This window comes from Chryseobacterium flavum, assembly GCF_003385595.1.
GTDB classification, from domain to species: domain Bacteria; phylum Bacteroidota; class Bacteroidia; order Flavobacteriales; family Weeksellaceae; genus Chryseobacterium; species Chryseobacterium flavum.
Window position 1 is genome coordinate 105979 of the sequence record NZ_QNUE01000008.1, and the last position, 26435, is coordinate 132413.

A 26435-nucleotide genomic window follows, 5' to 3' on the forward strand; every position below is an offset into this window, starting at 1 on the left:
AAGAAATGGAATATTTAAGTTTCGAACTTCCTATCAAAGAATTAATGGATCAATACCAGACCTGTTCTTTAGTAGGAGAAGAAAGTGGTGTTGATGTAAAATTAGCATGCAGCCAAATTGAGGATAAGATTTTAGAAAAGAAAAAAGAAATCTATGAAAATCTTACACCTTGGCAAAGAGTACAACTGTCCCGTCACCCAGATCGTCCTTACACATTAGACTATATTAATGGGATGGCAGACAAAGGCAGTTTCTTAGAACTTCACGGAGATAGAAATTTCGCTGATGATCCGGCAATGATTGGAGGATTGATTACCTTAGATGGCCAGAAAGTAATGGTTATAGGGACTCAGAAAGGAAGGACCACAAAAGAAAGACAGCATAGAAGATTTGGGATGCCAAATCCTGAAGGATACAGAAAAGCTTTAAGATTAATGAAGCTTGCTGAAAAATTTAATATCCCTGTAGTAACTTTAGTTGATACACCAGGAGCATATCCGGGACTGGAAGCTGAAGAAAGAGGACAGGGAGAAGCTATTGCAAGAAACATTTTTGAAATGGTTCAGCTTAAAACCCCGATCTTCACTTATATTATCGGAGAAGGAGCAAGTGGCGGAGCCTTGGGAATAGGTGTTGGAAATAAAGTATATATGTTGGAAAATACTTGGTATACTGTAATTGCGCCTGAAAGCTGCTCTTCTATCTTATGGAGGAACTGGGATCACAAAGAAGATGCAGCCAATGCATTGAATCTTACTCCCCAGGATGCATTAAGGGAAAAATTTATTGACGGCATTATTGAAGAACCACTTGGAGGAGCTCATTATGACCCGGAAACCACTTATTTAAATTTAAAAAATTCTATTCTGCAAAATATCAAAGCTTTTTCTAAATTTACAGGACAGGAGCTTGAAACCCAGAGACAGGATAAATTTATTGCAATGGGGCAATTTAAAGGATAAAAAAACAAAAAGGTTAAGAGTTTTTCTTAACCTTTTTTAATAAGCTTTAGTCTTCTTCTAATCAGCAATATTAAGTGCTATTTCAATGTCCTGGTTAATTCTTTTCAATGAAGAATATTTGGCATCACATACCATTGTTGTAAGAATATATTCTCCTTTTTCAATCAAAATAAAATTTTCTCCTTTTGCAGGAACACTTAAATTATAATATTTCTTACCGTTTATCTTTACGATCAGATTACAATTTGAGCGATTTTTAATGTTAACATAAGCCTCATTTTTATTGATATCATTATTAAAGAGATGAGTAAGCATAGCCGCTCTCTTTTTATTTTCTTCACTAGGTCCAGCCTTTGTGCCAGCACTTTTGGCAGATCCTGCCGAAGCATAACTTACAGCTCTTTCTTCTCTTAAAGCATTAATCGCAGCAGTTGTCTTATCATTGGCAGATGTATTATTATTTGCAGCAAGCACCTTACCACTATTCAGTTCATTATTTTTAACAATCTTTTCAATCTTATCCTTACTAATTGGCTTTACTGTGGGTTTAGCTTCCGGTGAATTATCTGCCATAATGATTTCCATTAATTTTCTTTTAAAGTAATCTGTTTTTTCGTGACCCGGATTTTGTTTAATAAAACCAGCAACTACCCTTGCTTCTTTTGAAATCTCTGCCTCCTGTTCCGTATAAATAATAACAGTTTCTTTTTCTACAACAGCTTTAGATTTTGATTTTTTCTTTTTTTGTGAAAAACCAAGAGAAAAAATGCATATAAATAAGAGGAAGAAGATTTTTTTCATTAATCAAAACTTTAAAATAGTATTAAATATATTAATAACGTGAAAAGTCATTTTTTAGTTTATCATTAAAATCATTATCTTTGCACTGCTCTAAAATTAAGCTAAAAATTAATACTAATCTTAAATAAAAAATAATAGATATTATGTCTTATACACCAGTTGCTGCAGACGTAGCAAAATTAAGAAACCAAACAGGTGCAGGTATGATGGACTGCAAAAAAGCTCTAGTTGAAGCAGAAGGAGACTTCGAAAAAGCAGTAGATATCCTTAGAAAAAAAGGACAAAAAGTTGCTGCCAACAGAGCTGACAGAGAGTCTACCGAAGGTGCTGTTATTGCAAGAGTAAACGAAGACAACACTTTGGGTGCTGTTATTTCTTTAAATTGTGAGACTGACTTCGTTGCTAAAAATGAAGCATTCATTGAATTAGCTTATGAATTAGCTGAAATGGCGATTTTTGCTTCTACTAAAGAAGAGCTTTTAGCTACTGATTTCCACGGAATTACTGTTGCTGAGAAATTAGTTGAACAAACAGGAGTTATCGGTGAGAAAATTGAGATCGGTGCTTTCGAAAGAATTGAAGGGCCATTCTTAGGTGCATACATCCACGCAGGAAACAAAATTGCTGCTATCACTTCACTTTCTGCAAAAGTAGACGGAGCAGATGAAGCTGCTAAATCTGTATCTATGCAGGTTGCTGCCATGAACCCAATCGCTTTGGATGAAACTGCTGTATCTCAGGAAACAATCAACAAAGAATTAGAAATCGAAAGAGAACTTCTGATAAAAGAAGGTAAGCCTGAAAACATTATCGATAACATTCTTAAAGGTAAGATGCAGAGATTCTACAAAGATAACACATTGGTACACCAGGCGTTCATTAAGGATGCAAACCAATCTGTTGCTGATTATGTAAAATCTGTAAATGCAGACCTTAAAGTAACAGGATTTGTAAGAGTAAGCCTTTAATTAAGCTTTCAAAAAAATAACAATCCCGATGAGTACTCATCGGGATTTTTTTTGGGAAGTACTAATAAATAAAGGTGTTTCTGATAAATACAAATTTTAATTTTGAAATTACCATTTTTACATCCAAGAGCTTTTTTAATTAAAAATCGGAAACAATTATTAACATTTATTCACATTTCATTAACTGTATTTCATTTTTTATTTTAATTTTGTAGAAATCCTAATTCCATACACATGAAAAGATTTCTACTCAGTTTAGTACTAATTTTTTTGACAATCAATCCACTCTTTGCTCAAAGGGATACAGAACATTGGTTTGCACCAATGGCGGCCAATTCATCAGTATTTAACAGTCCACAACAGGGCCTATATTTTTCTACCGATTCTATAGATCCTTTCCCGGTGATAATATACAGTAACAACCTGCCATTAGACACTGTGACAATCAGCAAGGGGAATCCTCAAGTATATAATGTCACAACTTCCAATATGATTACCTCTGACGTAAATGAAAAATTCACATCGGTAGGAAAAGGGCTTTATACTAAAGGGCCTAAACCCTATTTTGTGAATTTCAGATTCAGTGTTTTAAGTCATGGAGAAATATTAACATCTAAAGGAAAAGCTGGTATTGGGAAGAAATTTTATGTTGCTGCTGCCCCGATGACTGGTCAGAGTCTTACTGTTCTAAACTTTACAACCGGAATTTTAGCTACAGAAGATAATACTACAGTAACCGTTTCAGGTTATGACCCGGGAGTTCAGTTTTCTAATGGGACAACCGGAGCAACCAATCCCACGATGACCTTTACTTTAAATAAAGGGAAAGCCTACATTATCGAAGGTCTTCGAAATAACGGGACAAATGCCACGGGATTTATAGGAGCTAAAATAGTTGCAGATAAGCCAATTTCTGTTACAAATGGAAACTTTAATGGCCAGTTTGCGCTACCACCAGCTAATGGGAGCGATGGTTCAGATATTGTAATGGACCAGTCTGTACCAACCGACAGATTAGGAAATGAGTTTGTTCTTGTAAAAGGGAATGGCGGTATCGCGGACGGTGTTGAGGATGCATTAATTATTGCTACAGAAGACAATACCGAAGTATATATAAATGATGGTACGACTCCGATAGCAACGCTTAATGAAGGTCAGTGGGTACGTGCATGCCAAGGACCAAACAATACATTTGTTAACAAATATATTGACCAGGGAAATGGTCATTACAATATGCGCATCAAAACATCTAAAAATGTTTATGTATACCAGCTTTTAGCAGGTATCAATGATTATACGGCAACCCTGGGGTATAATTATGTCCCGCCATTGAACTGTTTCCTACCCAGAAAGATTGATGAAATTGCCATGGTAAACATTTTACCACCGACAAATAATACTGTAAAATTAAATATACTTACTGAAGCAGGAGCTGTGGTTAATGTAAACAGTTCCCCGCTTCCTGCAACGCAAGGTCCTTATCCTGTGACAGGGACTACAGCCTGGGTTTCATATTCAGTACCTAATGCAACAGGAAATATTACGGTCACTTCCACAAAAGCTGTTACTGCAGGTATTGCCGGGGGAAGTGGTGCCGTTGGTTATGGTGGTTATTTTGCCGGTTTTTCTTCCATTCCTGTTATTGCAAAAAAATCAGGAGAATGCGTTCCGGGAATCGTTTTGGAAGTAGATGACAGCTACGAATCCTATCAATGGTTCCGCAACGGAGTTGCCATTGGGGGAGCAACCGCCAATACCTATACTCCTACACAGTCCGGAAATTATACCGTAAAAGTAACAATGGGCACATGTCCACCTGTTACCACACCAATCTATAAAGTGGAAACCTGCTTAAAAGAAACGACTCAGAACCTTAATGCATGTGCTACAAAAATTATTACACCAGCCTTTACTTCTTCTACTCAGACCCCTGCACCAGGTTCTGTAATAATTATCACGCCGCCTACTAACGGAACAGCAGTTGTAAATTCTAACGGAACCATTACTTATGTTCCCAATGCAAACTATCTTGGGCCGGATGAAATTGTTTATAAATTCTGTGGGGCCGCTACTGAATTTATTGATTGTGAGCAAGTCACCTTAAAACTTACTGTCGTCCCTTTCATTGTACAGGACGCTACTATTGAAGCATGCTGGTATGATGTTGCTCCTTACGCTTATTTTGATCTCACCAAAGCAAAAGTAACTGATTATACTGCTGTTGTTAAAAAATACTATCGTACATTAAATGATCTTAATTCTGGTATCAATGAAATAACAACTCCTGACAACTTCCCGTCTACAGGAGGAACTGTATATGTAAAGATTACCACGGCTGAAGGCTGTACAGCAAATGCAAAAATTGAACTTATTGCATTACCAATCATGAAATCTCCGCTTCTTGTTGATCAGTATATCTGTATGGATGCTAAAACAAATCTTGATGCCGGACCTGGTTATGATTCATATGAATGGAATACAGGTGCTACCACGTCAGGTATCAGAGATGTTGGTGTTGGCGAATATACTGTAATTCTAGGTAAAAATGGATGCTTCCTGCCTCAGACTGTAAGAGTAAAAAAGGCAGAAGATCCTGTAATTACACAAATTGAGATATCCAACAATACTGCATCCGTAATTGTAACAGGAGGAAAACCTCCATACAAATATGCAGTAGACGGAACTACTGAGTGGCAGGAATCCAATTCTTTTTCAGGACTATCCAGAGGACAGCATACATTCTATGTAAAAGATGCTTATGACTGTACGCCTGTTTCTGTAGAGGTTACCGTTCCGAATTTACTAAATGCCATTACGCCTAATGGTGATAACGTAAATGATTATATAGATTATAGCGAGCTTGCTTATAAAGAAAACCTTTCTTTTGTAGTTTATGACAGGTATGGTAATATGATATTTACCGGTAATAAGTTCAATAATTACAAATGGGACGGAAGACATTTTGATAAAAAACTTGGAACAGGAACTTACTGGTATCATATCAACTGGAATGAGCCGAACAAAGAAAAGACCCCAATAAAATATACAGGTTGGATTCTGGTAAAAAACAGGGATTAATCTTTAAAACATATTATCATAAACCACGATTTAATGATCGTGGTTTATTTATTAATTTATCAACGAAATTCACAATTATTTTTAGGAATAATTAATTATTCTATTATTTTTGTAAAAATCTAATATAACATCTATGAAGAAAACTCTATCTTTTTTTCTGTTATTATTTGTGGCAGTTCATATGCTTTTTGCCCAGAGAGATACAGAACATTGGTTTGCTCCCATGGCAGCCAGATCAACACAACTCAGCAGCCCTAAACAGGCTCTGTACTTTTCTACAGATTCCGTAACTCCGTTCCCTGTGGAAATTTATAGTAATAATACTTTATTAGGCACTGTAACAGTAAGCAAAGGCTCACCGCAAACATTTGATGTCCCTTTAAACAGAATGGTTGCGAGTGGCACGGGTGAACTTTTTACACCGGGAAATAAAGGGCTATATACAAAAGGAACAAAGCCTTATTTTGTAACATACAGATTTTCTGTAGTCAGTCATGGTGAAATATTAACGTCTAAAGGTAAAGCCGGAATTGGTAAAAAATTCTATGTTGTAACAGCTCCTATTGAGAGACTTGATAGCGGATTTAATTTTACGACAGGAATCTTAGCCACTGAAGACAATACTAAAGTTACGGTTTCTGATTATTCTCCGAATATTCTATTCAGTAATGGCTGGACAGGAATTACTAATCCTACCCTTACGATGACTTTAAACAAAGGTCAATCTTATATTATTGAAGGAGTAGGTAATGAAGCTGTGAACAAAGAAGGCTTTATTGGAGCAAAAATAGAATCGGATAAGCCTATCTCCGTTACCAATGGAAATTTTAATGGTCAGTTTGCCATAACAACAAGTTATGATGGATCTGATATTGTAATGGATCAATCGGTTCCTACCGACCGGCTTGGAAACGAATTCGTTCTCGTAAAAGGAAATGGCAATATTAGCGAAAGAATGGAAGATGCCTTAATAGTAGCAACCGAGGGAGGCACACAGGTCTATATAAACAACGGTACAACTCCTGTTGCTACCCTTGCAGAGGGTGAAAGCTATAGAGTTAATAAAACAAGCAATACCAATTATATTGACCAGGGAAATAACCATTACAACATGTACATCCGGACCACAAAAAATGTTTATGTTTATCAGCTAATGGCTGGTATTGCTAACAGCAATGCTACGCTTGGGTTTAATTATATTCCCCCATTAAACTGTTATCTTCCGAGAAAGATTGATGAAATAGGAAAGCTTAAAGATCTTCCGTATTATACTACACTTAACAACCATATTGTAAAGTTAAATATCCTCACAGAAACAGGAGCAGCCGTAACAGTAAACGGAACAGCTTTACCTGCTACACAAGGACCTTTTCCGGTAAGCGGAACTACCAATTGGGTATCTTATTCTGTCCCTGATATCACCGGAAATGTTACAATAACTTCAACAAAGGCTGTCACAGCAGGTATTTCCGGAGGTAGCGGTGTGGTAGGATATGGAGGGTATTTCGCAGGTTTCTCTTCCATCCCTGTTATTGCAAAGCAGACCGGAGACTGTATTCCAGGTCTCGTACTGGAGGTAGGGGATAGTTTTGACTCCTATCAATGGTATCGAAATAATACAGCTATTCCCGGTGCAACATCATTTTCTTATACACCTACCCAGTCAGGTAACTATACTGTAAAAATTACAGTTGGAACCTGTCCTCCTGTTGTTACTCCTGTTTATAAAGTATTTACCTGTCTGGCTGAAACTACTTTAAATGATACTGTTTGTGATGTTGTAAAACAGATTATACCAACATTTACAAACTCTACCCAGACTGTTGTTCCGGGATCAGTAACTATTATTACTCCTCCGGCTCATGGTAATGCCATTATTGATCCGGTGACTGGTGTAATAAGCTACGCCCCTGCTTTTGGTTATGTAGGACCAGATACCATTGTCTATAAATTCTGTGGAAATGATCCTGAATTCACTGATTGTGAAGAAATAACATTAAACCTAACAATATCTGAAAGCCCGGTAGTAAATGATGCTGCACTAAGAACCTGTTTCCTTGAAGAGAATCCGGCAACAGGCTTATTCAATCTTACAAACGCTCTTGTAACCACACAGAACGGTGTTACTAAAAAATATTATCCATCTCTTGCTGACGCTCATGCTGGAACCAACGAGATTCTAAATCCGACAAATTATATTGCTCCAAATGGTGTTGTATATGTAAAAGTAACGAATGCTAACGGATGTTACAAAGTTGCAGAGGTCACTTTAACGGTTTTACCTCCGGTAAAATCAGATATACTGATTGATAAAATCATCTGTATAGAAGGTAAAACAACACTTGATGCGGGACCCGGATTTAAAAGCTATGAATGGAGTACAGGAGCTACAACGCAGATCATCAGCAATGTAGGTGTAGGAACATATTGGGTAAAACTTAAAACAGGTGATTGTGTAACAATGCAAACGGTAAAAGTTTATGCTTCAGAGCAACCGGTCATTTCCAATATTGACATTTCCAATAACACGATTACAGTGCATGTTGTGGGCGGAACACCTCCATACAAATATTCCATTGATAACCTTAACTGGCAGGACTCTAATATCTTCACTAATATAGCAAGAGGAAACACAAGCGTTTATGTAAAGGATGACTATAACTGCGAACCGATAAAAGTGGATATTACAGTTCCTAATTTGATCAATGTTATAACACCTAATGAAGATGGGGTAAATGATGCTATTGATTATTCTTCTCTGGCAAATAAAAACAACCTTGTGGTTAATATTTTTGACAGATATGGGACCAAAATTTATCAGGCAGACAAGTTAAATGGATATAAATGGAACGGAACAATAGATGGAAATAAAAGAGTCTCTACCGGAAACTACTGGTACGAGGTAGCATGGACCGAACCCAACAGCAAACAAACTGCTATTAAATTCTCCGGTTGGATTTTAGTAAAAAACAGAGAATAAATTTTATACTGAAATATCAAGCCACGGCCGTATGCCGTGGCTTTTTTATTATATTTCCAAGCATTTAATGCTTTTTATTATTAAATTTGTGATAAATACCATTACTGAATGAAGAAAATTCTATCTTTTCTACTTATATTTTATACTTTCACCTTTGCACTCGCACAATTAGACAGGGAGCATTGGTTCGCTCCAATGATAGATCGGACAGGCAGTCCAAATCCGTATCAGAAAATATATTTATCTACCAACCGGACTACTCCTTTTCCCGTTAACATTTATAACAATAATATCCTGATTGGAACAGTTAATATCAGTAAGAATAATCCACAGAAATTTGATGTATTAAGAGAATATATCATTACTACCCAACAAACAGATCTATTCACGCCAACTACAAAAGGATTATATTTAAAGGCTGAATTCCCTTTTTATGCTAACTTAAGGTTTTCTGTTTTCAATCATGCAGAAATCATAACATCAAAAGGAATTCCATCCACCGGTAAAAACTTTTTTACGGCTTCAGCCCCAATCTCTGTAAGCAATGTTATTTTGAATTTCATGACGAGTATCCTTGCTACAGAAGACAATACCACCGTTACGATATCGGGATACAGCCCTCTTGTTCAATTTTCAAATGGAACTACCGGAGCGACCAATCCAACAATGACTTTTACACTCAACAAAGGGCAATCATATATTATTGACGGTATTGGGAATATTACAGATAATTCTGATGGGTTTATCGGGGCAAAAATCAGCTCAAACAAGCCCGTCAATATTACCAATGGAAATTTCAACGGGCAGTATGCAGGGGATTATCCGACAAGTTCAGATATCTTAATGGATCAGGCTGTGCCCGTCGACAGGCTTGGGAATGAGTTTGCTCTTGTAAAAGGAAACGGAAACATTGGATCCCATATGGAAGGAGCAATAGTTATTGCCACTGAGAACAATACCCAGATATATGTAAATAATGAAACAGTACCCGTTGCAACCATCAATGCCGGAAAATATTTTGTAATTCCAGATACAAAATATGTCCTTCAGGGAAATGGTCATTATAATTTATATATCAAGACTTCTAAGAATGCATATATATATCAGATACTCGCAGGAAGTTCAAATACCCTAAATCAGGTCGCCACCGGTGGATTCAATTTTATACCTGCACTTAACTGCTATTTGCCAAAACAGATTAATGAGCTAGGTTTTATTAATGAGAATTTTGTCTATTCAAACGGGAATCCTTCAGGTATACTTAACATCCCCACGAAACTGAATCTTATTACAGAAAGAGGAGCTACCGTTACCGTAAATGGTGGAACACCTCCGGCAAATACCGGCCCATATGATATGACAGGGACTACCAACTGGGTAACTTATGGAATTCCCAATGTAACCGGGACAATAACCGTGGTTTCAGATAAAGCCATAACAGCAGGAATCAATGCCGGAAGTGATGCGATAGGATATGGAGGCTTTTTTGCCGGCTTCCCTACTCAGCCTGTAATTATAAAGTCGGGAGGAGATTGTATTCCGGGAATTGTCCTTACAGTAGACCCTGTTATTTATGATACTTACCAATGGTATAGAAACGGAACTCCTGTATCAGGAGCTACAAGTGCATCTATCACACCAACCCAATCCGGATATTATACTTGTTCTGTTACCATGGGTCGTTGTGCACCGTTGGTCACAGAGCAATATAAAGTCCTTAACTGTACAAAGATCAGTACTGTGGCCTATGACGTATGTATATCAAAAACAATAACTCCAACTTTTACCAACTCATCACAAACCCCTGTTCCGGCAACAGTTGCTATTACAACAGCACCCATTTTAGGAACGGCCGTTATAAATCCGGCTACCGGAGTCATTACTTATACAGTCAATACTCCGGGAACATCCGGGACTGATACTTTCACCTATACATTTTGTGGAAATGACCCGGATTTTCCTGACTGTGAAACAGTAACTGTAACTATTGATATCCTTGCTATACCTGTCACAGATGCAACCTTAAGCGTATGCGACATCAACGGCCAGGGAGTATTCAACCTCACCACAGCAAGTGTAACGACCAGTTCTCCTGTCGACATTACTTACTATCCGACCCTGGTAGATGCACAAACTGAAAATCCCGCAGCGCTGATTACAAACTCCACATCATACACGGCTCCTAATGGTACTATTGTATATGCCGTCGTAAAGAGTGATCTCGGATGTAAGAGTATTGCCAAAATAACCCTTCATCTTTTTAACAAAGCAATTGTCCTGGATAACTATAACGGAAATTTCTGTGATGATAACCTGGATGGAATCGTAAATATTATCCTTTCCAATATAACAGGTATCGTCCTTAATAACCCTGTCTATTTTACTAATGTAAGATATTATGCTGATCTTAACGATGCCAATGCCGGAAATACCAATACTCTTCCAAATAACTGGAGCTATACTGCTCCCGTTACTATTTACATCAGAGTAGATTCTCCAGATGGCTGTGCTTCGGTAATTAAACCATTACACTTTAGTATCAGCGCAAGGATACAGTTATTAACAACATCTGCAACTCAGGATATTTGTGATGATGATTTAGATGGAATAAAGCCAGTAAATCTGACACAATTCATACCTCTGTTCACTATTGATCCGAATGTTACCTTCACTTTTCATAACAGCATGGCTGATGCACAAAATAATGTCAATCCCATTTCAGCAGCAGCCAACATCAACAATTCTCAAACTTTTTACATCCGGTTTGAAAAAAACGGAATATGCCCGGAGGTTGCGTCCCTTAAAATTCTCATTAAAATTCCTAAAAAATCTGATTTGTTAAAAGACCAGGCGATCTGTCCTAAAATGACCACTACATTAGATGCAGGCCCTGGATTTGATAAATATCTGTGGAGTACCGGTGCAACGACACATTCCATTACCAATGTCCCGGTGGGAAGCTATTGGGTAGATCTGACTTTTAATGGCTGTGTTTACAGACAACATGTAAATGTTACAGAGTTACCATTACCTGTTATTACCTCAATTGAAATTGATGGAACTACTGTAAAAGTAGGTGTAAGCGGGGGAACTCCTCCTTATGAATATTCCCTGGATGGCGTTATATGGCAGAGCTCAAATATTTTTCAGAATGTACCGAGAGGTGCACATCATGTTTTTGTAAGGGATTCCAAATTATGCGGAGAGGTAAAAAAATCATTTGCTATCATTAACCTTATCAATACCATTACTCCAAATGGTGATGGGTATAATGAGGGGATAAACTACTCTGCTTTGATGGCCAATGATAATCTTGAATTCAGAATTTTTGACAGATACGGAGCAGAAGTCTTCAGGGGAACTCCAGAAAACAGATATACCTGGGACGGAAGAATTGGAGGCAGATATGTTCCAACAGCTACATACTGGTATTTTATCAGCTGGACAGAGTACGGGTCTGCACTCAAAATAAAATATTCCAGCTGGCTTCTGGTAAAACACAGATAGAGCTACAATATCATTTTTTAACTAAAATAAATTTTAAAAACAGGTTTATAACACTCATTAACAATTTAATACTAAAGTTTAATATAACTTTAACCTGTATTCTTCATCTTATTTGAAGCAAATTGCCGTATTTCTATGTAATTTTGCCTAATTATATGAAGAAACTATTTACTCTATTGTTATTGGTTTTTTTGGCAAAAATCAATGCACAAATATATTCCGGAGAGGTATTTCTGCGAGACAATTCAATCTTGTATCTTAATCAGGTTTATGTAACGAATCTTAATACCCAAAAGACGGTTCTTACTGATTACAATGGTCACTTCACTGTTCCTGCCAGTCCCGGTGATGTGATTCGCTTTACCTCTATAGTCACAGAAAGAAAAGATATCAAACTTACTCCTCAATTAATGGCACAGCAAAATCTGGTAGAGCTGAAAATTGCTTATTATGAGATCCAGGAAATTGTTCTCAGCAGATTTAAACCTACCGGCAACCTCCGGTATGATGTTAATTCTATCAGAAAAGAGGATAAGAGCCTGGCTCTGAAAAAAGTGATCGGACTTCCTGAGCCGAAAGGAGATGGTAATCCGCCGGAACTTCCTGTTGCCGGCCTGAGAGATGGCGGGCTTACCCTGAGCCTTGAAAGTATTTACGACATGCTTTCCGGAGAACGAAAGAAAAAACAACGTTATCTGGCTTATGAGACAATGAATAATTCTGTTAGTCAGATTAAAAATTATTTAGGTAAGGATTATTTCCTTAGGTTCAAAATTCCTGAAAACTTAATTGATAACTTCCTTCAGTTCGTATATACATCTGAAAATATTCAGCCTTATGTATTGGCCGGAAATTTTGAAGCCATAAAAATTCCGATTGAAAAATATCTTCCCATATACCAGAGACGTCTGAGAAATTCCCACCTTCAGGAGGTAATCAGCAAATAATATTTCTTAAATACCCTGTTAATTTATTTTCAGGGTATTTTATAGAAAAGACAATTATTTTCCGATATGACAAATTCATTTTTGACAATATATTTCTGAATATTCAAAAATAAATGTAATTTTAGGTCATGATTACGGATTAAAAATAAAAACAATAATATTCCGTTATTCTACAAATACTAATTACCACCAAACACAAATTAAGAAAGTACTCATTTTTTTAACTTAATATTATTAATGAAAAAAATATTTTTACTTCTTAGCTCTGTTTTATTCTTCACTGTATCTGCTCAAAAAAAAGGGAAAGATTACAGTAATATTTTAAAAAGCAAAAATATTTATGAAATCAATGCTTTTTTAAGAGACGCTCATCCTGATGATCCAAGAAGATCCGTATTAAAGCCCCGGGTAATGGAAATGATGGTAGAATATATTAAAAATGCCCATCCGGAAGATCAGAAAGTAAAAGACATGCAGGAAATGCTTGCCTTGCTACGGAGAAGACCTTCAACGAAGATTAGTTTTGATGAGATGAATGCAATCATTAAACAGAAACAGATTGCTAAATATAAGGCTGAACTTGCTGCGAAAAAGTCTACCACTGTTTATACTCCAAGTACTGCCCAAAATACTTTTGTAGTTAATACAACTGCTAATACAGCTGTTCCTGATACCGAAGCTGAAGAGTTTAATATGCTGATGTCTGTATCTCCGGTTGAACATCAGAACAGAACAGTCAAAATATTAAATTCATTATTTGACAATGATCCCAATGCCAAGGAATGTATTGTCCTTATTCAAAATAAATCAGACTGTAATATTATTGTAAGAATGGAAGGAGTAGGTACTCTAAAATATCGTTTAGCTGTACCCGCCAGGGGTGAAAGTTCAATAGTAATAGATAAAGGACAGTATTTGTTTACCAGTCTTGTATGTGGCGCACAATATGCTTCACAGAAAACTGTACAAAAACCTATAATGGTTGCCTTAGGGAGTGTGTCATCCCAGTAATCAATTCATTAAGTCTTTCATTAACATGCCTTTTAGCCTTAAAAGGCATAATTTCTATGTAAATTTTACTATTTTTGCAGTCATTTATAAATGATTCAATGGGCAAGAATAAATTAGCAAGATTTGCAGAAAATAAAATATTACCAAATGTTATTCAACCTACAAGAGAAGATGCTTTAAACAACTTTGAACTGAAAGGTAACTGGAGAAAGGATTTTTTTAAAAACGATCATCCCATTGTTCTGGAGTTAGGGTGTGGAAAGGGTGAATATTCTGTAGGGCTTGCAAAAACTTTTCCTGAAAAAAACTTTATCGGGATAGACATCAAAGGAGCGAGATTCTGGTTCGGTGCAAAAGAAGCAGTAGAAAATAATATGCATAATGTAGCTTTTTTAAGAACACAAATTGAGCTTGTTGATCATTTTTTTGCTGAAAACGAAGTAGATGAAATCTGGATTACATTTCCTGATCCACAGATAAAATATAAACGTACCAAGCACAGGTTAACACATCCTGACTTTTTAAACCGATATAAAAAATTCCTGAAGCCGGGAGGAATTATTCATTTAAAAACAGATTCTGAATTTTTACACGGTTACACACTCGGTTACCTGCAAGGGGCTGGCTATGAAATTATCACGGCTCACCATGACATCTATGGTGCACCTGAATATGATCCTAAGACGGAGCATTTAAGAGATATTAAGACCTACTATGAAGAACTCTTTTCAGCAAAAGGAAAAACCATAACTTATATAAAATTCCGGATAAGCTGATGAAATAATATACATCAATGAAAAAAAATTTTTTACGATTTATATTTTTCATTTCCCTGTTCCCAACCTCTGTTTATGCTCAAAAAAAAAGCAAAGATATTCTGAAAAGCACAAATATCAGGGAAATTGAAGAATACTTAAAGACAGCACATCCTGACGATCCGAAGAAAAGCGTGTTAAAACCTAAACTTATTGCGTTGAAAAATGCAGAATGGACAAAAGGTGCACGAACCGCAAAACCTATGGAGGCAAGGCCTGTTATTTCGGATATCCCTAAAAGTGTTATGAGAAATCCAGGTTCAGATGAAGCGGATGAATTCAAACGATTAATTGCGGAAAGCTCAGAAGAACATAAAGAAAAAACAGTAAAACTCCTAAATGCTATGCTTAGCGAAGATATTACCCGAAAAGAAGCTATTCTTTTATTTAAAAATAATTCGGATTGTAATATTGTTCTGAGAATTGAAGGAAAGGATTACTACAATCTGGCTGTTCCGGCACGTGGAGAAAATTTTATTATTCTCAATAAAGGCTCATACATTCTTACCAGCAATATTTGTGATCTGAAATATATCTCTCAGAAAGACATTAAAAAAAGTATATTTGTAACGATCAGTAATCCTGTACCATCTCTGACGGAAACAGATAAAAGCACAAAACAGGAATCCGAAAAGACAGTCCGCAAAAAAAGCTTAAAAAGAAAAACAAAAAAATAAACTGTATGAAAAAGCTATTCGTTTTTATCAGTGCATATGTCCTGTTAAACAGTTGTAATGTCAACTATGGTGGCTACCCCGTAAGAAATCCTTTTCCCACCAATAATTCATCCGGAAACAGAGCCAATACAGAAAGAGAATACAATGAGCTGATGAAAACTTATAAGCCAGAAACAGCTGAAGTACTTAATGATCTCCTGAATAATGATGATCCTGCTAATCCAAGAACTTCAATTTCTGTAGAAAACAAATCTCCATGTAATATGGTACTTACTGTAAGCGGTAGTAATTTTTTTAAAAAAATTCCCATAGGCGCAGGAAAAATAGGATATACAATGCTTCCAAAGAACCAAAACTACAGGTTATCCGGGATGGTTTGTAATTCTTCTTATCAGTCCACAAAATTTATAACAAGTTCTTATTCTATAAAACTTTCCAATTAAAATAAACCTGCAGAAATCTGTAGGTTTTATTATTTCTGAATTCGGGTCGAGGATTACCGGAATATTAAAGGCACTCTACTCTGTCTAAATATACATAAACAAAAAGACGTCGGATAAAATCCAACGTCTTTTCTATAGTAAAGAAAATCTTTAATTATTCTGCATCGAAATCAGCATCTGTATCAGCAGATACTTTTTCTCCTTCTTCTTTAGATTTTTCTTTATCAGCTTTTCTTTGAGACTGACCTTCTTTGATAGATTCAGATACTACGCTAAGGATCATATCGATAGATTTAGAAGCATCATCGTTTCCTGGGATAACGAAGTCTACTTTTCTAGGGTCAGAGTTTGTATCAACGATACCGAAAACTGGAATACCTAATTTCTTAGCTTCAGTTACCGCGATATGTTCTCTTAAGATATCAACTACAAATACTGCAGAAGGAAGTCTAACCATGTCAGCAATAGAACCTAAGTTCTTCTCTAGGTTAGCTCTTTGTCTGTCAACCTGTAATCTTTCTTTTTTAGATAAAGTTTCGAATGTACCGTCTTTTTTCATTTTGTCGATAGCATTCATCTTCTTTACAGCCTTTCTGATAGTAACGAAATTCGTTAACATACCACCTGGCCATCTTTCTGTAATATAAGGCATATTAAGTTCCTGAGCGTGCTTAGCAACAACTTCTTTAGCTTGTTTCTTAGTCGCTACAAATAGAACTTTTTTACCTGCAGAAGTTAATTTTTCTAAAGCGCTGCAAGCCTCATCCAGTTTAACTGCTGTTTTATGTAAGTCTACAATGTGAATACCGTTTTTCTCCATAAAAATGTATGGAGCCATATTTGGATTCCACTTTCTAGTCATGTGACCGAAGTGTACGCCAGCCTCTAAAAGGTCTTTTACATTTGCTTTTGCCATGTTTTCTGTTTTTGTTAGTTTACTTTCCGTCTTTTAAACAATCAACAACTTCTTTAGATGGGAGAAGCGTTTGGATGCTAAACGTAACGGGCAATTGGCGGTTTGCTTTTTGCTTTTGGCAATTGGCTTTTCGCCGAGATTAAGTTTAAAAAAAATTTAATACATTTCTGTAGCCAATAGCCATAAGCCATCTGCCAACGAGAAATCTTAACGTTTTGAGAATTGGAATCTCTTTCTTGCTTTTTTCTGACCTGGCTTCTTTCTTTCCACCATTCTTGCGTCTCTTGTAAGTAAACCAGCAGGCTTTAATGCTAATCTGAACTCAGCGTTGATTTCGCATAAAGCTCTTGAAATACCTAATCTGATAGCTTCTGCCTGACCTGTATTTCCACCACCGAATACGTTTACGGTAACATCATACTGACCAACAGTCTCAGAAAGGATAAACGGTTGGTTTAATTTATAAACCATTACGTCTGTAGAGAAATACTCTTTAGCATCTTTTCCGTTTACTGTAATATTTCCAGAACCTGGTTTTACATAAACTCTAGCTACAGAAGTTTTTCTTCTTCCGATTTTGTGAACTATAGACATATTAATTATTTAAATTCGTTAACATTAATTGTTTTAGGCTGTTGAGCTTCATGTTTGTGCTCAGTTCCTTCATATAAATAAAGGTTCTTAAGGATAGCAGCTCCTAATCTGTTTTTAGGTAACATCCCTTTTACAGACTTTTCCAATACCTTTAAAGAATCTTTCTTTTGAAGTTCAGCCGCAGTCATAGACTTCTGTCCTCCAGGATATCCTGTATGCCAGATATAAGTCTTATCAGCCCACTTGTTTCCGGAAAGTGTAATTTTCCCAGCATTCAAAACGATTACGTTATCACCACAATCTACGTGAGGTGTAAAGTTCGTTTTGTGCTTACCTCTCAAAATCTTTGCAACCGTAGAAGCTAATCTACCTAACGGCTGTCCTTCAGCGTCTACCACAACCCATTCTTTATTAGCAGTAGCTTTGTTCGCTGAAACAGTTTTGTAACTTAATGTATTCACACGTTTTAGTTAAAGATTAAACATAATTTACCCCTAAAAGGGTGTGCAAAGGTACAAATTATTTTTGTAACCGAAAAACATATTTTACTTAATCTATAGAATATTATTTCTGCTCTCTCTATTTTCTAGCTTTTAGCAATACTTTATGTTTGGCATAAATCTTGTAAATTGATGCGATGAAAAAAAACGCTTAGAAGATTCTAAAACCACAAATGGTAAGGGAGGAGTTTGGTCCCTCAACTCTTTTTTACTCCCGATTTAAAAATTTCCGTAAAAATAATTTTAAACATTATTTTATTCATTGAAATAATTATATTTGCTTCACAAACTTTTATTCATGAGCCACGGAAAGATCAGAGAAGATAAAACCTGCCTGAACTGCGGGCATCAAGTTGAAGAAAGATTCTGTCCCCATTGTGGGCAGGAAAACATTGAAAGCCGGCATCCTTTCTATTTCCTCTTTACCCATTTTATAGAAGACTTCACGCATTATGACGGACAGTTTTGGGGAACGCTTAAAAATCTGATGTTTAAACCCGGAACTTTAACCAATACTTATCTTGAAGGTAAAAGACAAAAATTCGTTCCTCCTGTAAAACTGTACATTTTCGTCAGTTTCATTACTTTCTTTGTTTTTGCACTTTTCCCGTTAATGAATATTAACTTCAATAATCAAAACGATGACAAGGCCCCTAACAAGGCAAGTATCTTTGAAAAGATGAAATCTCTGGATTCAAAGAAAATACTGGACAGCATAAAAACTAAACCAACATTATCAGCAGCGGACTCAGCAGCTATTAAAAGCCTTAGTGCCCTGCCTGATTCTTCTAAAATAAATGATTTGGAAGAAACCTTTGAAATGAATGAAAAGATTGATGAGAATGTTTATTATTCCGGATATAAAACCAGAAAATCCTACGATTCAGCAGCGGCCAAAAACCCGTCTGTTTTTGACTTTATTCAAAAACCGTTAGCCCATAAATTTTTTGAGCTTAAAGAAAAAGGAGTTACCAAAGCTGAAATTGTTAAAAGCCTGGCAGAAACTTCTTTCCACAATTTACCCAAAGCTCTTTTCATTTACCTTCCACTTTTTGCATTCTTTTTATGGATTTTTCACAGTAAGAAAAAATGGTGGTATTTTGATCACGGAGTTTTCACACTCCACTATTTTTCTTTCCTTTTACTGAATATTTTATTTGTATTTCTGATTGTAAAATTAGCCAGCTTAACAGATATCTGGTTTATCAATACCATTTTATATCTGATACTTTCCGGTCTCCTGATTTATATTATCGGATATTTTTTTATTGCACACCGCCGTGTTTATCATACACATGGACTGGTAAGCATTATAATCGGAGGAATATTATTTACACTTAATTTCTTTGCATTTATGATATTGGTTACCGGGCTCGCTCTGGTAAGTTTTCTGATGATTCACTAGAAACGAGGCTGTACGGTTGCCGGGTCCTTTTTATTTTCTTAACGATTTGCTTCCCCTAAAACTTGCGATTAAATAATATGCTACAAAAACTGTAGAGAATTTTAGAATTGAAGGAATCGCCAGCTCAAGGCTGAAAATCAAAGTCCCTGTCAGCACCAGGATTCCCATAGCAACAAATGACAAACCAAGCTTTTGAGGTAAAGTAAAATCAGGGGTATCCAGATAATATGCTATAGCCCAGGCAGATCCAAAAGCAATCGCGTAATAGATATCCAGCCCAACATTTTGTGAACTTAAAAAGAAGTAATTGATCAGGAAGCTTACTACTGTCCCCAAACCGAAATATATCAAAGCTTTTTGCATGTCTTTTAAAATATTGTGCAAAAGTAGAAATTTTAATTTGAGAATCTGAAATACTCCCATTGAAAATGAAATCAGCTGAATTCATTTAATTCTGTAATTACCGAACTTGAAAACTATTAATTTTCTCAGGCCAAAATTGGAAGAGCAGAATTAAATAAACTTAAATAAAAAGCTATAAATCAATAACATAAACTCAAACACAAGGTTCTTTTTTTATTATTATATTTGGAAACTCAGAAACTTTCTAGAATTTTTATGGAAACCCAAAAATATACTCCAACCAATAAGGTAAGAATCGTAACAGCGGCCTCGCTATTTGACGGACATGATGCTGCTATCAATATTATGCGTCGTGTCATTCAGGGAACCGGATGTGAAGTAATCCACCTTGGACATGATAAATCCGCAGAAGAAGTTGTAAATACAGCAATCCAGGAAGATGCCAACGCTATTGCATTAACGTCCTATCAGGGCGGTCATAATGAATATTTCAAATACATCTATGACCTTTTAAGAGAAAAGAACTCTCCTCAGATTAAAATTTTTGGAGGTGGCGGAGGTGTGATCCTTCCTGAAGAAATAAAAGACCTTATGGCTTATGGCATTGACAGAATATACTCTCCGGATGATGGTCGCGAACTGGGACTTCAGGGAATGATTGATGATCTCGTACAACGATCAGATTTTGCAACCGGAAAAGATGTGACGGCAAAAGATCTTGATTCAATCAGCTTTGAGAATCCTACAAGTATAGCGCAAATTATCTCGGCTGTTGAAAATTTTTCGGAAGAAAAACCTGAACTGGTAAAAGCTATTGATGAAAGATCAAAAGATTTAAACATTCCGATTATCGGGATTACGGGTACGGGTGGTGCCGGAAAGTCTTCTTTAACTGACGAACTGGTAAGACGTTTCTTACGTTCCAATACAGACAAAAAAATCGCCATTATTTCAATTGATCCTTCCAAAAAGAAAACGGGAGGAGCATTATTAGGAGACAGAATCCGTATGAATGCCATCAATGATCCAAGGGTTTATATGCGTTCAATGGCAACCCGGGAAAACAATGTTTCTGTTTCTCCGTTTATACATTCAGCCTTGAATGTATTAAAGCTGGCACATCCGGATATTATTATTTTAGAAACCTCAGGTATCGGTCAATCCGGTTCAGAAGTTTCTGATTTTGCAGATGTATCCATGTATGTAATGACTCCTGAGTATGGAGCTTCTACACAGCTTGAAAAAATTGATATGTTGGATTATGCTGATTTGGTTGCGTTAAATAAGTCTGACAAACGTGGTGCATTGGATGCTCTTCAGGCAGTAAGAAAACAGTTCCAGAGAAATCATCTTCTATGGGAAAGCCCATTGGAAGAAATGCCTGTATATGCCACAAAAGCTTCTCAGTTTAATGATCATGGCACCACTGAACTTTATAACAGACTCGTTTCAAAAGTAAATGAAAAATTTGCTGAATTAAATTTAAATACTTTTGTTGAGCAGGAAGTTACGGATGAAGTAACCATTATTCCACCTAAGAGAGTCCGTTATCTTTCTGAAATTGTTGAAAATAATAAACAATATGATGCCAATATTGAGAAGCAGGCTGAACTTGCAAGAAAAATGTATCATATTGAAGGGGTAAAAAATATTATTTCCAATGAAATTTTAGAAGCAGAATATCAAAAGGCAGAAAAAGAGCTTCAACAGGAAAACATTGATTTCCTGAGAACCTGGGATGATACAAAAAAAGCTTTCCATGCAGATTTTTACTCCTATTTTGTAAGAGGAAAAGAAATTAAAGTTGAAACCTCAACAGAATCTTTATCTCATTTAAGAATCCCAAAGATTGCATTACCAAAATACACTGATTGGGGTGATCTGATCAGATGGAAAGGCCAGGAGAACCTTCCGGGAAGCTTTCCTTATACTGCCGGAATTTATCCGTTCAAAAGAACTGGCGAAGATCCGACAAGGATGTTTGCAGGAGAAGGCGGACCTGAAAGAACCAACAGAAGATTTCATTATGTTTCCGCTGAAATGCCTGCAAAACGTTTATCTACAGCATTTGATTCGGTAACTTTATATGGACAGGATCCTGCTTTACCACCAGATATTTACGGTAAGATCGGGAATGCCGGAGTTTCTATTGCAACATTAGATGATGCTAAAAAATTATATTCAGGATTTGACCTTGTAAATGCACTGACATCAGTTTCAATGACGATAAACGGTCCTGCACCGATGCTATTGGCATTTTTTATGAATGCAGCCATTGATCAGAATGTTGAAAAATATATCAGTGAAAACGGTCTGGAAGCGAAGGTAGAGGCAAAACTTAAAGAAAAGTTTGACGATAAGGGACTGGAAAGGCCAAAATACAATGGAGAACTTCCTCCTTCAAATAATGGTTTAGGATTAAAGCTTTTAGGACTTACAGGGGATGAAATTGTTCCTGCAGACGTTTATGCTGAAATCAAGGCTAAAACAATTGCAACCGTTCGGGGTACCGTTCAGGCTGATATTTTAAAAGAAGATCAGGCACAGAACACCTGTATTTTCTCTACAGAATTTGCCCTTAGACTTATGGGTGATGTTCAGGAGTATTTTATCAAAGAAAAAGTAAGAAACTTCTACTCTGTTTCTATTTCAGGATATCATATCGCTGAAGCAGGCGCAAACCCAATATCACAGCTTGCATTTACACTTGCTAACGGATTTACGTATGTAGAATACTATCTAAGCCGTGGAATGGATATCAATGACTTTGCTCCCAACCTATCCTTCTTCTTCTCAAATGGTATTGACCCTGAATACGCAGTGATCGGCCGTGTAGCGAGAAGAATCTGGGCAAAAGCAATGAAACTGAAATATGGTGCGGATGAAAGAAGCCAGATGCTGAAATATCACATTCAGACTTCAGGGCGCTCTCTGCATGCACAGGAAATTGATTTTAATGATATCAGGACTACGCTCCAGGCACTTTATGCCATTTATGATAACTGTAATTCATTACACACCAATGCATATGATGAAGCTATTACAACCCCTACTGAGCAGTCTGTAAGGAGAGCAATGGCTATTCAGCTGATCATTAATAAAGAATTGGGATTAGCTAAAAATGAAAATCCGCTTCAGGGGTCATTTATTATTGAAGAATTGACCGATCTGGTAGAAGAAGCTGTTTATGCGGAATTTGACCGCATTACTGAAAGAGGAGGTGTGCTGGGTGCTATGGAGACCATGTATCAACGTTCTAAAATCCAGGAAGAATCTATGCATTACGAATGGTTAAAACATACTGGTGAATATCCGATCATCGGGGTAAATACCTTCCTTGGAAAAGATGGCTCCCCAACTGTACTTCCGGGAGAGGTAATACGTTCTACCGAAGAAGAAAAGCAGGCACAGATAGAAGCTCTTCACAACTTCCAGAAAGCAAACGAGGGGAAATCTGAAGAAGCTCTTAAAAAATTACAACATGCAGCTATCAATCAGCAAAACTTATTTGAGGTAATGATTGATGCAGTTAAATATTGTTCATTGGGACAGATCACAAATGCTTTATTTGAAGTAGGTGGTAAATACAGAAGAAATATGTAATCTACTGTGATCTACGTTGAAATTAAAAAACCCCCTCAAAGAAAATTCTTTGAGGGGGTTTAATAATAATATGTACTTATTTCTTATTAAAATCTCCCGCAAAAACAGAGATTACACTATTTTCAGAAATATATTTTTTCAATGCAGCATTTACTTCAGATAACTTCAAGTTCTGAATTTTAGTATTCTGTTCATCAAAACTTTCAAGCGGGATATCAAAAATAAGCTTCGTATTTACTAAATTAATTAGGGTATTATCTGTTCCCAAACTGGTCTTTCTTCCATTTGCATAGCTTTTTTTATTCGAATCCAGCTCTTCCTGGGTAAAACCGGATGCTAAAGCTTTTCCTAGTTCGTCTTTAATGGCAGCTTCCACTGCGGCTCTTTTGGTAGGATTTAAAAAAGCATAATAATTCCATGAAGCCACCTCATTGGAAACCGGAACATTCAGATACGAACCTACTCCATAAGATATCCCTTCCTTCTCTCTAAGCCTCATTGGCAATCTTGCTGAAAGAAATCCGCCACTTCCCAGAATTTCGTTAGCCATAACCAATGCCGGGTAATCCGGATGATCCTGTTTCATTTTAAAACTGGAGGTTCCAAGTGCTACTGCATTTTCCTTATCCGGAGTAATAATATTTTTATCCTGTTTTTTTGTCTCAAAGAAAGTAGGCTTCACCTCTGTAAACTTTGATTTGGATGTAAACTTTCCAAAAGTCTTTTCCAGTTCAGTGGCAGCTGTTTTTGAATCAATATTTCCAATCAGGGTTCCGGCACCATCTGAAGCTCCCATAATATTCTGGTAGAAATCTACAATTTGGGCCTTCGTCACTTTATTGTTATTATCAATCTGCTCCTGCAAGGAAGGCACATAGAAAATGCTTGTCTCAGGATATGGTGTGGCCAGTCTCTGCAGTTCATTATTGGCAATGGCATTAGGATCTTTAAGCTGTCCTTCCAGCCATGTATTGGTTTCCACTACAGTTTTGGTGATTTCATTTTCAGGGAATGAAGCATTGGTTAATATATCCTGTAAAATAGCCATCACTTTTGGATAATGCTGTTTATAGGTATTGACAGAGATCATTAAATTCTGGCCGTATGCATAGGTATCAATAGAAGATCTCATTTGATCCAGCTCATCCTGTATCTGTTCTTTCGTTCTATTTTTTGTACCGGACTTCAGTAACGAAGCAGTCATTTTCGCCACGGCATTTTTACCCTTCAGATCTTTTTCGTTTCCAAACCGAAGTCTGAAAGTTCCCTGAACTTTTTCTCCTTTTAATTCCTTATTAATCACTCCATACTTCATTCCATTGGAAAGTTTTCCTTCGGTAAGATTTTTTTTCAGGTTAGCAATAGAGGCTTCAAACGGAGCCGGTTCTTTCTCAAGAGCTTTTCCTTTATAATCTTTTGTCAGTTCTGCAATCTGATTATCCCTGAATTCCGCCGGAAAAACTCTTTCTTCATTAGGAGAAGGTTTAAAAATGCCCAATGTACGGTTGTTATTTTTGAAATACTTTTGAGCAACTCTGTTAATATCTTCCGGTTTTAGGTTTTCCACATTATCCCGATACAGGAATCCCAGTTTATAATTTCCTGCACCGATAATCTCAGTCAGTCCTATTGCATAATTGATGGTATTATTCTTCCCATCATCAATATCTTTTATCAACTTGGCCTTTGCTCTTTTAAGATCTTCAGCAGTATATTTTATTCCCGCTACTTTATCTAGCTCTGCTTTAACTATACGGGTTATTTCTTCCAGGTTCCGGTCTTTTGGTACATCAAAATTGAAATATACCATTCCCGGATCCCGAACTACCGGACTGAATGTCCAGATACCGGAAACCTTTTGTGTTTCTACAAGGCTCTTATATAAATATCCGGAAGGGTCTGCAGTTAATATCTCATAAAGAGCAGCCAAAGCAGCATAATCCTTATCTGCATAGGCCGAAGTGTGATAGCCGGCCGCAATAATCTGCTGGTCATTATTTCTTTTTATCTCAAAATATTTTTCCCCGTTCTGAGCAGGTTCCACTGTATAAGTCCCTCCCAGTTCACGATTGGGTTTAGGTAAAACTGAAAAATAATCAGAAATATATTTTAAAGCATTTTTCTCATCAAATTTTCCTGCTACTATTAAAGTCGCATTATCCGGCTGGTAATATTTTTCATAGAATTTCCTTAACGTCGGAGCCTTAACACGCTCAATATCTTCCTTACTTCCGATTGTGCTGTTTCCGTAGTTATGCCATGTGTATCCATTAGAAAATACGTTCTGGATCATTACTCTTGTCGGATTATTTTCTCCTATTTCAAATTCATTCCTAACGACAGAAAATTCTTTATCCAGATCACTTTGCAGGATAGTAGCATTAACCATCCTGTCTGCTTCCATCTGCAAAGACCATTGTAAATTCTCATCACTGGAAGGAAAAACTTCATAATAGTTGGTTCTGTCATACCAGGTAGTTCCATTGGCTCTTCCTCCTTTATCGGAAAGCTGTTTTTTGATATCACCCAGGTTTTTGGTACTCTTAAACAGCATATGTTCCAATAGATGGGCCATTCCTTTTTCTCCATATCCTTCATCTTTTGAACCTACATTATAGACAATATTTACGACCATATTACTTTGAGAAGGGTCAGGGATCAATAATATTTTCATCCCGTTACTTAACGAATATTCTTTCACCCCTTCTGTATTGCTTATAAATTTAGGAGATTCTGCTTTCTGTGCCAGAACAGGATTAACTGCTCCCATGAGAAAAAAGACGGCTGTGCCCAATAACAAATGTTTCATATGGTTATTATTTATTTTTTCTAAATTTAAAAGTTTTAAATGATTAAGTCACCTTT

The 26435-nt window shown here is 36.5% G+C and carries 18 protein-coding genes; 12 read left to right on the forward strand and 6 right to left on the reverse strand.

Features of this window, described 5'->3' with window-relative positions; all coding sequences use genetic code 11:
- Positions 1–5 precede the first annotated feature (5 nt).
- Positions 6–962, forward strand: coding sequence for an acetyl-CoA carboxylase carboxyltransferase subunit alpha (locus DRF59_RS11925; RefSeq protein ID WP_115960105.1), 957 nt, complete (start codon positions 6–8; stop codon positions 960–962).
- A 57-nt stretch (positions 963–1019) separates the two neighbouring features.
- Here DRF59_RS11925 and DRF59_RS11930 read toward each other — a convergent pair whose 3' ends face one another.
- Positions 1020–1763 carry a DUF6759 domain-containing protein gene (locus tag DRF59_RS11930; protein WP_115960108.1) on the reverse strand — a complete coding sequence of 248 codons (744 nt, stop codon included), beginning with the start codon at positions 1761–1763 and terminating at the stop codon, positions 1020–1022.
- 143 nt (positions 1764–1906) lie between these two features.
- Here DRF59_RS11930 and tsf point away from each other — a divergent pair, with 143 nt between their 5' ends.
- From tsf to DRF59_RS11975, 9 genes are all read left to right on the forward strand, one after another.
- Positions 1907–2731: a translation elongation factor Ts gene (gene tsf, locus DRF59_RS11935; protein ID WP_115960111.1), complete on the forward strand. Its 825-nt coding sequence runs from the start codon at positions 1907–1909 to the stop codon at positions 2729–2731.
- Positions 2732–2965: 234 nt separating this feature from the next.
- Positions 2966–5809 carry a T9SS type B sorting domain-containing protein gene (locus DRF59_RS11940; protein WP_115960114.1) on the forward strand — a complete coding sequence of 948 codons (2844 nt, stop codon included), beginning with the start codon at positions 2966–2968 and terminating at the stop codon, positions 5807–5809.
- A 133-nt stretch (positions 5810–5942) separates the two neighbouring features.
- The gene (locus tag DRF59_RS11945; RefSeq protein ID WP_115960117.1) at positions 5943–8789 is read left to right on the forward strand and encodes a T9SS type B sorting domain-containing protein; all 2847 of its coding nucleotides are present in this window, start codon (positions 5943–5945) and stop codon (positions 8787–8789) included.
- 108 nt (positions 8790–8897) lie between these two features.
- The gene (locus DRF59_RS11950) at positions 8898–12296 is read left to right on the forward strand and encodes a T9SS type B sorting domain-containing protein (RefSeq protein ID WP_115960120.1); all 3399 of its coding nucleotides are present in this window, start codon (positions 8898–8900) and stop codon (positions 12294–12296) included.
- Between the two features lie 155 nt (positions 12297–12451).
- On the forward strand, positions 12452–13243 hold the full coding sequence (locus DRF59_RS11955; protein ID WP_115960123.1) for a hypothetical protein: 792 nt from the start codon (positions 12452–12454) through the stop codon (positions 13241–13243).
- Between the two features lie 237 nt (positions 13244–13480).
- A complete protein-coding gene (locus tag DRF59_RS11960) occupies positions 13481–14254 on the forward strand; it encodes a DUF6759 domain-containing protein (protein WP_115960126.1) in 774 nt (257 codons plus the stop codon).
- A 98-nt stretch (positions 14255–14352) separates the two neighbouring features.
- Positions 14353–15030, forward strand: a complete 678-nt coding sequence (gene trmB / locus DRF59_RS11965; RefSeq protein WP_115960129.1) for a tRNA (guanosine(46)-N7)-methyltransferase TrmB — start codon at positions 14353–14355, stop codon at positions 15028–15030.
- 17 nt (positions 15031–15047) lie between these two features.
- Positions 15048–15746: a DUF6759 domain-containing protein gene (locus DRF59_RS11970; RefSeq protein WP_115960132.1), complete on the forward strand. Its 699-nt coding sequence runs from the start codon at positions 15048–15050 to the stop codon at positions 15744–15746.
- 5 nt (positions 15747–15751) lie between these two features.
- Positions 15752–16189 (forward strand): DUF6759 domain-containing protein, encoded by a 438-nt coding sequence (locus DRF59_RS11975; protein WP_115960135.1) that lies wholly within the window; start codon positions 15752–15754, stop codon positions 16187–16189.
- A 154-nt stretch (positions 16190–16343) separates the two neighbouring features.
- Here the strand turns inward: DRF59_RS11975 and rpsB are convergent, their stop codons facing one another.
- The 3 genes from rpsB to rplM all read right to left on the reverse strand — a co-directional run bounded on the left by rpsB (position 16344) and on the right by rplM (position 18160).
- The gene (gene rpsB / locus DRF59_RS11980) at positions 16344–17105 is read right to left on the reverse strand and encodes a 30S ribosomal protein S2 (protein ID WP_115960138.1); all 762 of its coding nucleotides are present in this window, start codon (positions 17103–17105) and stop codon (positions 16344–16346) included.
- 207 nt (positions 17106–17312) lie between these two features.
- Positions 17313–17699 (reverse strand): 30S ribosomal protein S9, encoded by a 387-nt coding sequence (gene rpsI / locus DRF59_RS11985; protein WP_007843277.1) that lies wholly within the window; start codon positions 17697–17699, stop codon positions 17313–17315.
- A 5-nt stretch (positions 17700–17704) separates the two neighbouring features.
- Positions 17705–18160 (reverse strand): 50S ribosomal protein L13, encoded by a 456-nt coding sequence (rplM, locus tag DRF59_RS11990; protein WP_027375420.1) that lies wholly within the window; start codon positions 18158–18160, stop codon positions 17705–17707.
- A gap of 337 nt (positions 18161–18497) precedes the next feature.
- Here rplM and DRF59_RS11995 point away from each other — a divergent pair, with 337 nt between their 5' ends.
- Positions 18498–19604, forward strand: coding sequence for a DUF3667 domain-containing protein (locus DRF59_RS11995; protein ID WP_115960141.1), 1107 nt, complete (start codon positions 18498–18500; stop codon positions 19602–19604).
- A gap of 30 nt (positions 19605–19634) precedes the next feature.
- Here the strand turns inward: DRF59_RS11995 and DRF59_RS12000 are convergent, their stop codons facing one another.
- Positions 19635–19967, reverse strand: coding sequence for a hypothetical protein (locus DRF59_RS12000; protein ID WP_115960255.1), 333 nt, complete (start codon positions 19965–19967; stop codon positions 19635–19637).
- A 255-nt stretch (positions 19968–20222) separates the two neighbouring features.
- Between DRF59_RS12000 and DRF59_RS12005 the strand changes: the two genes are divergently transcribed.
- Positions 20223–23570, forward strand: coding sequence for a methylmalonyl-CoA mutase family protein (locus tag DRF59_RS12005; RefSeq protein ID WP_115960144.1), 3348 nt, complete (start codon positions 20223–20225; stop codon positions 23568–23570).
- A gap of 76 nt (positions 23571–23646) precedes the next feature.
- Here DRF59_RS12005 and DRF59_RS12010 read toward each other — a convergent pair whose 3' ends face one another.
- The gene (locus tag DRF59_RS12010; protein WP_115960147.1) at positions 23647–26379 is read right to left on the reverse strand and encodes a M16 family metallopeptidase; all 2733 of its coding nucleotides are present in this window, start codon (positions 26377–26379) and stop codon (positions 23647–23649) included.
- Positions 26380–26435 lie beyond the last annotated feature (56 nt).

Coding starts and splice junctions, on each gene's coding strand:
- DRF59_RS11925 (WP_115960105.1), top strand. CDS start 6: ATGGAATATTTAAGTTTCGAACTTCCTATCAAAGAATTAATGGATCAA.
- DRF59_RS11930 (WP_115960108.1), bottom strand. CDS start 1,763: ATGAAAAAAATCTTCTTCCTCTTATTTATATGCATTTTTTCTCTTGGT.
- tsf (WP_115960111.1), top strand. CDS start 1,907: ATGTCTTATACACCAGTTGCTGCAGACGTAGCAAAATTAAGAAACCAA.
- DRF59_RS11940 (WP_115960114.1), top strand. CDS start 2,966: ATGAAAAGATTTCTACTCAGTTTAGTACTAATTTTTTTGACAATCAAT.
- DRF59_RS11945 (WP_115960117.1), top strand. CDS start 5,943: ATGAAGAAAACTCTATCTTTTTTTCTGTTATTATTTGTGGCAGTTCAT.
- DRF59_RS11950 (WP_115960120.1), top strand. CDS start 8,898: ATGAAGAAAATTCTATCTTTTCTACTTATATTTTATACTTTCACCTTT.
- DRF59_RS11955 (WP_115960123.1), top strand. CDS start 12,452: ATGAAGAAACTATTTACTCTATTGTTATTGGTTTTTTTGGCAAAAATC.
- DRF59_RS11960 (WP_115960126.1), top strand. CDS start 13,481: ATGAAAAAAATATTTTTACTTCTTAGCTCTGTTTTATTCTTCACTGTA.
- trmB (WP_115960129.1), top strand. CDS start 14,353: ATGGGCAAGAATAAATTAGCAAGATTTGCAGAAAATAAAATATTACCA.
- DRF59_RS11970 (WP_115960132.1), top strand. CDS start 15,048: ATGAAAAAAAATTTTTTACGATTTATATTTTTCATTTCCCTGTTCCCA.
- DRF59_RS11975 (WP_115960135.1), top strand. CDS start 15,752: ATGAAAAAGCTATTCGTTTTTATCAGTGCATATGTCCTGTTAAACAGT.
- rpsB (WP_115960138.1), bottom strand. CDS start 17,105: ATGGCAAAAGCAAATGTAAAAGACCTTTTAGAGGCTGGCGTACACTTC.
- rpsI (WP_007843277.1), bottom strand. CDS start 17,699: ATGTCTATAGTTCACAAAATCGGAAGAAGAAAAACTTCTGTAGCTAGA.
- DRF59_RS11995 (WP_115960141.1), top strand. CDS start 18,498: ATGAGCCACGGAAAGATCAGAGAAGATAAAACCTGCCTGAACTGCGGG.
- DRF59_RS12000 (WP_115960255.1), bottom strand. CDS start 19,967: ATGCAAAAAGCTTTGATATATTTCGGTTTGGGGACAGTAGTAAGCTTC.
- DRF59_RS12005 (WP_115960144.1), top strand. CDS start 20,223: ATGGAAACCCAAAAATATACTCCAACCAATAAGGTAAGAATCGTAACA.
- DRF59_RS12010 (WP_115960147.1), bottom strand. CDS start 26,379: ATGAAACATTTGTTATTGGGCACAGCCGTCTTTTTTCTCATGGGAGCA.